Consider the following 11,684-nt stretch of genomic DNA (forward strand, 5'->3'; position numbering starts at 1 on the left):
ACATTCAACCATTCAAATGAGATAGTATTATGAAAGCAATCATTGCAGAAAAGCCAAGTGTGGCGAGGGAAATAGCTACCCTATTGGGCGCGACCGAAAAACGGGATGGCTACCTCGCAGGGAACGGCTATAAGGTTACGTGGGCATTGGGGCATTTGGTCGGACTGGCGATGCCCGAAGATTACGGGGTGTCGGGCTTCCAAAGGGAAGCCCTGCCCATATTGCCCGACCCTTTTATCCTTACGGTACGGAAGATAAAAAAGGACAAAAGTTATGTTCCCGATAACGGGGCGTTAAAACAGTTGAAGATTATCGAACAGGTCATCGGTAGATGCGATAGTATTATCGTGGCTACTGATGCCGGACGTGAGGGGGAACTCATCTTTAGGTACATCTATGAATACCTAAAATGCCGTAAACCCTTTGAACGTCTATGGATAAGCTCGCTCACAGAAAAGGCAATTAAACAGGGTTTTGACAACCTAAAAGCCGGAAGCGATTTTGATGGGCTATACAGAGCCGGACAAGGAAGGAGCAAAGCCGATTGGCTTGTGGGCATCAATGCCTCGCAGGCGTTGAGCATTTCGGCAGGGCGTGGCGTTTACTCGCTTGGTAGAGTACAAACACCAACGCTTGCCCTTATCTGTAAGCGGTATTTGGAAAACAAAGACTTTGCCGTCAAGAAATACTTTCAAATCCAGTTGGAACACCGCAAGGAATTTACAGACTTTAAAAGCCTGTCAAAGACCAAATGGGATGACAGAAAACTCGCAGACGATACGCTGAAATCCATTCACCGTATCGGAATAGCAACCGTTACGGCGGTAGAAACCAAAACGGTTTCGGAGCAACCGCCTTTGCTGTTCGACCTTACGGGATTGCAGAAAGAAGCAAACAAAAGGGCTTCCTACACTGCCGAGGAAACATTGAACATTGCCCAAAGCCTGTATGAAAAGAAATTTATCACCTACCCCCGTACAGGGAGCAAGTACATCCCCGAAGATATGTGGTCGGAAATCCCTGCACTGGTAAGAAATTTGGAAGCACGGGCATCCTGTAAAAAAGCGGTCGGAAAAGTGAAATGGGGGCGCTTCAACAAACGCATCGTGAATGACGTAAAGGTCACAGACCACCACGGTCTGCTGATTACCGAAAAAATCCCGTCCGAACTGTCAGCACACGAAAACGTCATATATGATATGATTGCACACCGCCTACTGGAAGCCCTTTCATCTGCCTGCACCAAAGAAATAACCGACATCGGATTGCAGGCTCTGCACTATGACTTCACATTGAAAGGGTGTAAAATCCTCGAAGCCGGCTGGCGTGGCATCAAAGAAAAATTTTTAGATGAGGACAGCGAGCCTGTGCAGGAACTGCCGGAATTAAAGGTCGGCGATGAGCTGAAAATCAAAGGGGCATCCGTACTGGAAAAGAAAACCAAACCGCCCGTGCTTTACACCGAGGCAGGTCTGTTGTCCGCAATGGAAAATGCCGGAAAGGAAATTGACAACGAGGACGAACGGAAAGCCCTAAAAGACATCGGTATCGGTACACCTGCCACAAGAGCCTCTATAATCGAAACGCTTTTTAAGAGGGATTACATTAGGCGTGAAAAGAAATCCCTTATCCCTACCCATAAGGGATTGCAGGTTTATGGGGCAGTAAAGGACAAAAAGATTGCCGATGTAGCCATGACCGCCGAATGGGAAATGGCATTGCAGAAAATCGAAAACAACGAAGTGGACGCAGGTGCTTTTCAGCGTGAAATGGAAGCCTATGCCACTTCCATTACATGGGAACTTTTGGACACGGGCATTGCCGATGAAAAGCAACCCGAACTGAACTGCCCCAAATGCAAGAGCCGTCAGCTATTGATTTGGAACAAGGTTGTAAAATGCCCCGATGAGGCTTGTGGTTGGCTTCAATTCCGTATTGTTTGCGGAGTGCCGTTAAGCGTTGCCGATATAGAAAGTCTTTTGACCAAAGGAAAGACCAACCTTATCAAAGGCATGAAAAGCAATTCGGGCAATAAATTCAATGCCTATATCGTCATGAACGATAAAGCCGAAACCTCCTTTGAGTTTGATAACAGGAAACCAAAAAGGAAATAAATGTTTTGTTTTTTGGACGGCATACAGCGTGAGGGATAGAAGCGACATCCTTTTGCGGTCCTCGCAGATCCGCAAAAGATATAGCGGATAGCCCGACCCGTCTGCATTTTTTCCGATAGCCTGGACATGGTGGCAAAATGCAGACGGTGGCACGCCCAAATCTTACTTTTCGTCCTGCTCGTCCATTTTTTTGATAAGTGTTTCTCGAAGTGCATCAAGGAATTTTGTCGGGTTCATCTTTCGGGTTCTCAATTCCAAATAGGTTTGGTAGAAGTTGCCCAAATTGACATTAAACGCATCTTCAAAGTATTTTGCTATTAGCCTTATATCGGCGTTCCCATTATCAAAGACACCTTGATAATGCAGGGCATAAATCAGTTCTATCATTGCCACTTTGCTACCTGTCCAGTTCAGCTTCTTAATGGCTTTTGTTTTACCCTTTTTTTCTTTGTTGTACAACTGGTCTTCAATGTAGACCTGTATCAAATCGTTTGCAATAATCTCGGCGACCTTGTAATTATGGGAAGTAGTAAAGTTACGGTCTGATTGAAAATAATAGGTGTCCAAACACAGCTTAATATCATGCTTGTTTCTAACAAACAACTTTTCGTCCAAATAGGAATTGTTAGTGCGGTAGTATTTGTAAAAATCGAGATTATTGTCAAAGTGCATTTTGAGTTTTCGCAACTCGCTATTGAGGTATTTCCTTATGGGTTTCTCCCCATAAGGTTTCCTTGTTTCGATTTTATATATGGTATTGTAATAAATGAGTTTTGCAACAATCGTGGGCTTTTGATATTTGAAAAAGCGAATTTCCTCATTTACATTTTTGAACGCTGTCTTTAACACATATTCCTTTAATTCGGATAGACATTCCACAACAAGATGGATAACGACTTCTGTCCGTTTTAAAGGGCAATCGACTTCAATCTCCAATTCGTTGATTTCCGTTTCCAGTTTTTGTAATATTTCATCGTAGAATTTATCCATCCCGTTATCTTGAATACACCTATCTCAAAGTTTAAATCGTCTTTTTTTAGTAGGCTGACCCTTTGATAAAGATTGGATATTGAATAGTTTGCTTAAATATTCGCTTCCCAACGGAGATATTTCATAGCCAATATTATGACTTATCGTTAAGCCCAAATTTTTCAGTTTTCGGATATTCAGCTTCAGCCACTCTTTTTCAAAACCTGTCAATTCTGCAACACCTATGGCGTGCAGATTGGGATTATTCTTTATGGTGAGCAAGACTTTTTGAGTCCAATACCCCTGCTTACTGTAACGGTCTAAACGCTCTAACCTATCTTTCAAGTCCTCGAATTGCTGTTCAGACAATCCTGTTTGTTCCCTCAATTTAATTCGTGGGTCTTCGGCATGATAACGAACGGATATTTTAAAAATCGTTCCTGTGCTGTTGTGGTTAAATGATTTTAGCAACTGCTTTTTGTCCACAAAACCTGCCTGTACTGCATCTTTGTCGGTTATATCATTTTCGTTTACAGCTTCAATCTTGCCGATTTCGAGCAAGCCAACAGACGTATGCAAAAGGCTTCCGCTTTTAACGGAAACCTTTTGCCACTTGCGAAATGCCATAGTGATTTCTCCCGATTTAATACCTTGCAGGTGTGCTCCCCTAAATAGCATAATTATAATTCTTTTACATACTCGTTCAAATCAAGTGACTTTCTACCAAGCAATTTTTCAAGTGTACTGTCCACATGGGAAAATTCGCCTACCTTAATCCCGTTCGCCATACTAACCAATAAATCCACGACCTCGACAGGCATTTGATAGCTAATCAGTTCTTCTCTGAAAACTTCATCTGAAATATCTGCATGGTTTATGATTATACTTTTTTCTGTACTTATCACCCGTGCCAATTCATCAAAAGAATATGCTGTGTTACCTGTTATTTCATGGGTCTGATTTCCATGTGTATTTCCCGTTAATACGTTTGCAATGGCTTCTGCTATGTCTACCCGTGATACAAAACTTACTTTTCCGCTTCCCGATGGATAACGGATTTCGTTCGTTTGTAAGGCGTTTCCAATCAGTTCTGGTATGGCTTCCATATACATACTATTTCTGAAAAACGTGTACGGGATGTTTGACTTCCTTATGAGTTCTTCCGTATAGTATTGCGTTTGTGTTCCTTGAAAAACGGTGTTCGGTCGGGCTTGCACCATACTGGTATAAACAATATGTTTTACGTTGTTTTCCACGATTGCATTTACAACATTCCTTTCCTGCTGTTTGGCTGTTTCTATATCCACTCCGATAGTAGATATTTGCAATACCGTTTCCACACCTTTAAAAACTTGTTTAAGTGTATTGTAATCGTTGTAATCCGCTTGTCTAACAGTTACGCCCTTTTCCTTGAATTCATTTATCTTTTCGGGGTTTCTGACAATGGCAACAATATCGGTTGGTGCGACTTTCTGTAACAAAAATCGAATGGTCGCTTTGCCTAAATTGCCGTTTGCTCCTGTAATGGCTATCATAACTTTACTTTTCCTTTTAGGCTTCCAATGCAAACAAAGCAACCCGATTACCCTCGCTATCCAAAATGTGGGCAATAAAGCCCGATTTTATCGGCATTGTTTCCAATACAATTTTACCGTTGTTTGCTTTCACTCTTTCAAGGGCAGGGCTTAATTTTTTACCTGCATTAAAATATAGAATTGCGGACTGATTGGGTTAATTGCCTTGATTTTGCACCAATGAGCCGGAGACATTGCTCCCGTCAAATGGAAAAGTCAAGGATTTAAAACCCTCAATTTCCATTTGTGTCAATGAGATTTCAAATACATTCTCATAGAATTTTTTTGCTCTGTCAAAATTGTTGACAGGCAGTTCAAACCAAGTAATTACGTTGTTCATCATTTTTAATTTTTGTGATGGAACAAAATTATCTTGACTTGAAATTTCAAAATTGGATAAAACCGACAGGGGTTATATTTTCCATTCGGGAAAGTTCTCTACGTGTTCATTGGTCTGCTGAATAAACTGTTTGGGGTTCATTCCTGTAAATGCCTTGAACTCTCTAATGTAGTGTGATTGGTCGAAATAATCGTTTTGGTAGGCTAAGTCCGTAAGGTTGTGGAAATCATTTTGACGTAATGCGTGTAAACCCGATTGAAAACGGACAATCCTTGAAAATGCCTTTGGGGATATTCCGACATATTGTTTTACCAATCTTTCCAAAGAACGCTCGGACAAATTCATTTCCGTTTGAATGTCTTTCAGTGTCTTTCCATTTTGCAAAAGCATAGTCGCAAAATCTGCTTTCTTGGCATGATGTTCCACCTGCTGTATGCGTTTCAGAAAAAAGCGTGAGATAATTTCAATTTTATCATGTGCCGAAGTCGCATTGACAAGTTGCTCAAGAATGGGGTCGGTGGTAAGGCAGTCTATTGAAATGTGTTGAATGGTCAGCTCAAATGCATCAATATTGAAAATGGTTTTTAGTACTGTTGGTTGCAGATACACACCAATATTCCTAAAATTTCCTATTGCTTTCTGTTCGCTATGATAAGTTGTTTGCCCATACAAAAACATTTGCGGTAAGACCTGTTGTTTGTTATCCAGAAAGAGGTTTACTTCTTCTTGAAATATAAGCCCCGATAACCCGTCTGGTATAATTTTGAAAGTTTTATCGCCAAAATCTTCCAATATCCAAAAGTACCGGATGTAGCCCTGCAAAGGCTTTATTGGAATAATTTTTTGATAATACATTATGTACCTTTTTTTAGACTATCAAAATAAGAATTTTTTATAAGCAAGTCAAATGCTGTAAATCGGGGTCACTTTTCATCCTGCTCATCCATTCTCCGCATAAGTTCTTCCCGAAGCGCATCAAGGAATTTAGTACGGTTCATCTTTCGGTTTCTCAACTCCAAATAAGTCTGATAAAAATTGCCCAAATCAATATCAAATGTGCTTTCAAAATATTGGGCTACTTCCCTTATATCATTGTTCCCGTTGTCAAACACGTTTTGATAATGCAGGGCATAAATCAGTTCTATCAATGCTACTTTGCTACCTGTCCATTTCAGCTTCTTTTGGGCTTTCGATTTATTTTTTTGAATTTGTTATATAACTGGTCTTCGATGTAGACCTGTATCAAATCATTTGCTATTATCTTGGCGACCTTATAATCATGCGAAGTGGAAAAGGACGGGTCAGACTGGAAATAATAAGTGTCCAACCACAACTTTATATCGTGGTTGCCTCTTAAAAACATTTTCTCGTCAAGGAACGAGTTATTGCTACGGTAATACTTGTAAAAATCGAGGTTATTGTCAAAGAACCTTTTTAGCTTTTTCAGTTCTTTGTTGAGGTACTTTCTTATGCGCTTTGCTCCGTAGGGCTTTTTTGTCTCGATTTTATAAATGGCATTGTAGTAAATGAGTTTCGCTACAATGGCGGGTTTCTGATATTTGAAAAAGCGGATTTCTTCGTCTGTGTTCTTAAATCCTTTTTTTGAGACATATTTCTTTACAACGGACAGACTTTCTACAATTAGGTGTACGACTGCTTCTATCTGCTGTACAGAACAATCGGTGTCAATCTCCAATTCGTTGATTGTCGTTTCTAACCTATGTAATGTTTCGTTGTAAAATTTATTCATTCGATTATTTTGAAATGTTTAAGCATACTATGAACATTAAATTATCACCTATTATTTTTCTTTCATCGTTTGATATTCATTTATAATTATAAAATGTCCGTACCTATCTCATCAAAAACATCTTCCCTTATCTGCCTATTTGAATGATGATGCTCGTGTCTGTGCTGATGTTGAGGAACTTCGCCTGAATAATGCTGATAAATATGATGGGCAACAATAAAAATTATCAATATCAATATTGCAGAAAGGAAAAATTTTGATATCCAGTTAATAATATTGGATAACTAATTTTTTATAGGTTTTTCCTTTCTGAAAATATGCCGATTGGGGGATATATTTCTAATTACGTATTTTCCGTTTCTTTTTCAAAACTCATAAATTGAAGTCCTTTAAAATTTCATCCGCTGTATTCGTACAGCGTTTAGGATAGCCAATAATGCTACACCCACATCAGCAAAAACAGCTTCCCACATTGTAGCCAATCCACCTGCACCAAGCACTAATACAATACCTTTTACAACAAATGCCAATGTGATATTTTGCCAAACTATTTTCTTTGTCTGTTTCCCGATGTTGATTGCCACAGGAATTTTACTTGGCTTATCGTCTTGTATGACCACATCCGCCGTTTCAATAGTGGCATCGCTCCCCAAACCGCCCATTGCAATACCTACGTCGCTCAATGCCACAACGGGAGCATCGTTCACGCCGTCGCCGACGAAAGCAACACTTTCGCCTTTGGCTTTGATTTCTTTAACCCTGTTCACTTTATCTTCGGGCAATAAATCCCCGAAAGCATTATCTATGCCCAACTGTTCTGCTACATATTTTACCACTGTACTTTTATCTCCGCTAAGCATAGTTGCTTTAACATTGAGCTTATGCAATAAGGTTATGGTTTTCTGTGCATCTTCTTTAATGCTGTCGGCAATCGTGATGTAACCGACAAATCTGTTATCGTAAGCAACGGCGATAGTAGTATAAACGATGCTGTTCGGGTCTAAGTCATATTGTATTCCGAACTTGTTCATCAGCTTGAAATTCCCTACCAATAAATCCTTGCCATTTACGGTTGATTTCAGTCCGTGTCCTGCGATTTCCTCCGTATTTTCCAAGCGGATTGTATTATCCGGTTTGCCGACGTACTCGTGAATAGCGGTTGCTACGGGGTGGGTACTGTGGCTTTCCAAAACATTGACCAATTGCAGGATTTCGTCTTGATTGAATGCTTTGTCAAATACCACTTCCTGAACCTTGAAAACGCCCTCTGTCATTGTACCGGTTTTATCCATTACCACATTTTGCATATTGGAAAGGGCATCTAAAAAGTTGCTTCCTTTAAACAGTATTCCGTTTCTGCTCGCTGCTCCAATGCCCCCGAAATAACCCAATGGAATACTTATCACTAAGGCACAAGGACAAGAAATAACTAAGAATACCAAAGCTCTGTATAACCAATCCTTAAATTCATAATCAGCTACGAAAAAGTAAGGCACTAAACAAATGGCTATGGCTAAAAACACGACAATAGGCGTGTATATTTTTGCAAACTTGCGGATAAATAATTCCGTTGGTGCTTTCTGCGAAGTGGCATTTTGTACCAATTCCAAAATTTTACTCAACTTGCTATCCGTATATGCGGTTGTGACCTGCACCTGTGCAACGGTATTAAGGTTTATCATACCTGCCAAAACTGTTTCGCCTTTGGCTTTGGTGTCAGGTTTGCTTTCGCCTGTGAGTGCTGCGGTGTTGAACGATGCCGTTTCAGACAATAATTCTCCGTCCAAACCTAATTTTTCTCCCGGTTTCAATTGTATGATTTCGCCGATGTCTACAGTTTCAGCCTTTACGGTTTCCGGCTGATTGTTTCTTAAAACCGTTACCTCATCAGGTCTTTGGTCAAGCAATGATTTGATGTTTGCTTTTGCCCTCGAAATAGCCATTGTCTGAAAAACTTCTCCAACAGCATAGAATAACATCACGGCAACACCCTCTGGGTATTCGCCAATGGTAAATGCCCCGATAGTGGCAATGCCCATTAAAAAGAACTCTGAAAAGATTTCCCCTTTTCTGATGCTTTTCACGGCATCTGTCAATACGGGAAACCCAACGGGAGCATACGCAACTATATACCAGATAATCCTTACCCAACCCGTAAACCATTGCTGTGGAAGCCAATTATCAAATGCTATGGCAACAAGCAACAATATCAATGATATTATACTCGGCAAAAATAGTTGAATTGGACTACTATCACTATGGCTGTGGTCGTGTCCGTCATCATCGCTGTGGTCGTGTTGATGCTTTTCATTTACCAGCTCTTTTGCACCGGCTCGGGTGTAAATTTTTTCTTCCTGTGTGCAACAAGTCATTTTGCCTTGTGCATCATAAGTATGCTTGTGATTTTTGTCTGTATTTATCATAGCCTTTAATTTTTTAGGTTCGTTACACTTTTATTTCTTATTCTTTCCACGTTATTATTCATTATATGCCTCACGATATGCTGAAAAGCAAATCGCTTAAACGCATTTAGCTTTTGCTGATGCTTAGAATAAAATTCATCGGGTGTATCAAAAACGCCAAAGTCCTGATTGATGCCTTTATCCTGAATAAACGTATTGTTGAGGTTCCATTCAATCGGCGGGTTCTCAAAATTATCGGTATAAACCCCGAAACCACAGAAAGTGGTTTTGCAATCGCTGTTTTCTTTCTGTAATTTGGTTAAGTATGATTTATCTAAAATCACACCCTCTAAAAAATACCACTGCTCATTTACCCATACTTCTATCCAGCTATGTAAGATGTTTTGAGGCGAAAGTTTATACCAAATACCTGTAATAGCTCCTTTTTGCAAGGCTTTGTCAATGGTAAAGCCGTGAATACGGTTAGGTATTGCCGTTGCTCTTAATAACGCCATTAGCAAAGTTGCTTTGGTATTGCACTGTCCGTAACCGTCTTTCAGAATTTCTGATGCAGGTATATCGTCCGAAACATTGTAGCCAAATTTTATTTCATCCCTGAAAAATTGTAAATGGCTTTAACTCTTGAAACAGTGTCCAAATCTTTCCACCCTCTTTGTTCCAATAGCTCTTGTATAGAAACGTTTGAGTAGTCAAGGATTTTTGTTTCTTTAAGATAGTTGTCCATAACACATTTATATTTATAACAAAGGTACACAGGGAGAGCCTGCAATGCTATTGCAAACTCTCCTTTAAACAGTTCTCACAAATACCTTTACCAAATAATTTTATTTCGTCAATACGGTAATTTTGACTTCCATTCTGCGGTATTATAAAATCCTCCTTACAGGTTGTCTGTTTACAGATTTTACAATAGAAATGTAAGTGCCAATCCTTGTGCGTTTCTTCATCACACCCATCGTGGCACAAAATATACTTAACCGTAGTGTTCTCCTGAATACTGTGTACAATGCCTTTTCCCTCAAAAGTTTTCAAAGTCCTGTAAATCGTAACCCTGTCTGCTTTATAAAAATGGCTTTCGATTTCAGATAAGGACATCGCTGTCTGCTGTTGCTCCAAGAAATCATACACCAATATCCGCATACTGGTCGGATTGGTGTTCTTTGACAACAGCTTTTGTTCAATGTTCTTTTTCATTATCCAATGTTTTTAGTGAGCGTGGGCGTGTTCTCCCGAATCATCCATTTTTGCATTCACAAAAAATGCACCTTTTACCACGATATGCGTTCCGTGAGGAATTTCGCTTACAGGTGTAATTGCCGTATAGCCTAATTCAGAAGCACCTTTAACGACTTCCACTCTTACAAATCGAGTTCCCTTTTCAGAACCGTGGTCGTGAGCGTCCTCTTCATCGTGGTCGTGAGCTTCTCCCTCTTTATGCTCGTGGGGTTCTTCTTCCTGCTCCTTGACCAAAAAGATGTAATATTTCCCGTCAGCATTGACAATAGCATCGTTGGGTACAGCCGTACTTAGCACATCATCTAAACTTACCATTCCGGTTATATTCATTCCGTCAATCAACCCTGTTTTATCTCCCGTAATTCTACTGTGAACAGCAATGGTTTTACCCTCTCCGCTGAAAGACGAACCGATGCTGTACACTTCGGCAGAATAGGTCTTATTGGGATTGTTGGTTACGACAAAATCTATTTTCTGACCTATTTTGATTAAAGGAATGTCCTTTTCATAAACCTGTAAATCCAAGTGTAGGGCTGTGTTTTCTATTATTTCAGCAATAGGCGAAGACACATCTACATAACTTCCAATTTTGGCAAAAACGTCACTTATCGTACCGCTTATCGGACTTGTAACGACCAATGACGATTTAAGGCTCGCATTTGACAAGGAAGCCGGATTAATCCCCATCATTTGTATTTGTTGTTGTAACGATGCTTTTCGTGTTCTCAACGTGTTTAGTTCAGTAGTGGCACTTTGTAGGTTTTTCTTTGCTCCGACATTTCCCTCGTTCAGCTCTCTTTGTCTTACAAGTTCCTGTTCGGCAAATTCTATCCGGCTATTGATGCTCAGGTATTCTTCCTGCAACTGTATGAATTGCGGATTGGAAATAGTAGCGATGACCTGACCTTTCCTTACGAAGTCGCCTATCTCCACATTGAGGGATTTGATAACACCACCAAACAACGAGGTTGCATTCGCCTTGTTGCTGTTGGGAACTCTTAATGCTCCGTTGGCTTTCAATGTTTTGGATAATTGCTTCTGTTCAATTGAACCGATTTCAACACCTACGGCTTTCATCTGCTCATCGGTCAGCACGGCAACATTTTCTTCTTCGTGTTCGTCCGTTGTTGCTGCTTCTGTACCGTGATTATGTCCGTCGCCCTCCGTATGTTTATTTGTACAAGCGTTCAAAGCAAAGATTGCTACGAGGACAAAAACGCTGAAAACTATATTATTTATGATACGTTTCATATGTATATATTTTGATTTTTAATGGAC

Annotated in this window: 8 protein-coding genes and 2 pseudogenes; 1 reads left to right on the forward strand and 9 read right to left on the reverse strand. The window is 40.1% G+C overall.

Annotated elements, in window-relative coordinates; all coding sequences use genetic code 11:
* Positions 1-29: 29 nt before the first annotated feature.
* The gene (locus tag BM030_RS02820; RefSeq protein WP_090970802.1) at positions 30-2,114 is read left to right on the forward strand and encodes a type IA DNA topoisomerase; all 2,085 of its coding nucleotides are present in this window, start codon (positions 30-32) and stop codon (positions 2,112-2,114) included.
* Positions 2,115-2,276: 162 nt separating this feature from the next.
* Here BM030_RS02820 and BM030_RS02825 read toward each other — a convergent pair whose 3' ends face one another.
* The 9 genes and pseudogenes from BM030_RS02825 to BM030_RS02870 all read right to left on the reverse strand — a co-directional run bounded on the left by BM030_RS02825 (position 2,277) and on the right by BM030_RS02870 (position 11,657).
* Positions 2,277-3,104, reverse strand: a complete 828-nt coding sequence (locus BM030_RS02825) for an RteC domain-containing protein (protein ID WP_090970805.1) — start codon at positions 3,102-3,104, stop codon at positions 2,277-2,279.
* A 24-nt stretch (positions 3,105-3,128) separates the two neighbouring features.
* Positions 3,129-3,761, reverse strand: coding sequence for an ASCH domain-containing protein (locus tag BM030_RS02830; RefSeq protein ID WP_090970807.1), 633 nt, complete (start codon positions 3,759-3,761; stop codon positions 3,129-3,131).
* A gap of 2 nt (positions 3,762-3,763) precedes the next feature.
* Positions 3,764-4,618, reverse strand: coding sequence for an SDR family oxidoreductase (locus BM030_RS02835; protein WP_090970809.1), 855 nt, complete (start codon positions 4,616-4,618; stop codon positions 3,764-3,766).
* Between the two features lie 451 nt (positions 4,619-5,069).
* A complete protein-coding gene (locus BM030_RS02845) occupies positions 5,070-5,852 on the reverse strand; it encodes an AraC family transcriptional regulator (RefSeq protein WP_090970813.1) in 783 nt (260 codons plus the stop codon).
* Positions 5,853-5,920: 68 nt separating this feature from the next.
* Positions 5,921-6,747, reverse strand: a pseudogene (locus BM030_RS02850) (RteC domain-containing protein).
* 389 nt (positions 6,748-7,136) lie between these two features.
* A complete protein-coding gene (locus BM030_RS02855; protein WP_090970815.1) occupies positions 7,137-9,170 on the reverse strand; it encodes a heavy metal translocating P-type ATPase in 2,034 nt (677 codons plus the stop codon).
* Between the two features lie 5 nt (positions 9,171-9,175).
* Positions 9,176-9,763 (reverse strand): annotated as a pseudogene (locus BM030_RS02860) (transglutaminase-like domain-containing protein); the annotation flags it as partial.
* A gap of 178 nt (positions 9,764-9,941) precedes the next feature.
* The gene (locus BM030_RS02865; RefSeq protein WP_090970816.1) at positions 9,942-10,364 is read right to left on the reverse strand and encodes a Fur family transcriptional regulator; all 423 of its coding nucleotides are present in this window, start codon (positions 10,362-10,364) and stop codon (positions 9,942-9,944) included.
* Positions 10,365-10,376: 12 nt separating this feature from the next.
* Positions 10,377-11,657, reverse strand: coding sequence for an efflux RND transporter periplasmic adaptor subunit (locus BM030_RS02870; protein WP_090970818.1), 1,281 nt, complete (start codon positions 11,655-11,657; stop codon positions 10,377-10,379).
* Positions 11,658-11,684: the final 27 nt, after the last annotated feature.

Source organism: Parapedobacter composti (assembly GCF_900112315.1).
In the GTDB taxonomy this organism is placed as follows: Bacteria; Bacteroidota; Bacteroidia; order Sphingobacteriales; family Sphingobacteriaceae; genus Parapedobacter; species Parapedobacter composti.

What these genes read in the sequence shown, in the direction of transcription:
- BM030_RS02845 (WP_090970813.1), bottom strand. Translation starts at nt 5,852, where the DNA reads ATGTATTATCAAAAAATTATTCCAATAAAGCCTTTGCAGGGCTACATC.
- BM030_RS02835 (WP_090970809.1), bottom strand. Translation starts at nt 4,618, where the DNA reads ATGATAGCCATTACAGGAGCAAACGGCAATTTAGGCAAAGCGACCATT.
- BM030_RS02870 (WP_090970818.1), bottom strand. Translation starts at nt 11,657, where the DNA reads ATGAAACGTATCATAAATAATATAGTTTTCAGCGTTTTTGTCCTCGTA.
- BM030_RS02825 (WP_090970805.1), bottom strand. Translation starts at nt 3,104, where the DNA reads ATGGATAAATTCTACGATGAAATATTACAAAAACTGGAAACGGAAATC.
- BM030_RS02830 (WP_090970807.1), bottom strand. Translation starts at nt 3,761, where the DNA reads ATGCTATTTAGGGGAGCACACCTGCAAGGTATTAAATCGGGAGAAATC.
- BM030_RS02855 (WP_090970815.1), bottom strand. Translation starts at nt 9,170, where the DNA reads ATGATAAATACAGACAAAAATCACAAGCATACTTATGATGCACAAGGC.
- BM030_RS02865 (WP_090970816.1), bottom strand. Translation starts at nt 10,364, where the DNA reads ATGAAAAAGAACATTGAACAAAAGCTGTTGTCAAAGAACACCAATCCG.
- BM030_RS02820 (WP_090970802.1), top strand. Translation starts at nt 30, where the DNA reads ATGAAAGCAATCATTGCAGAAAAGCCAAGTGTGGCGAGGGAAATAGCT.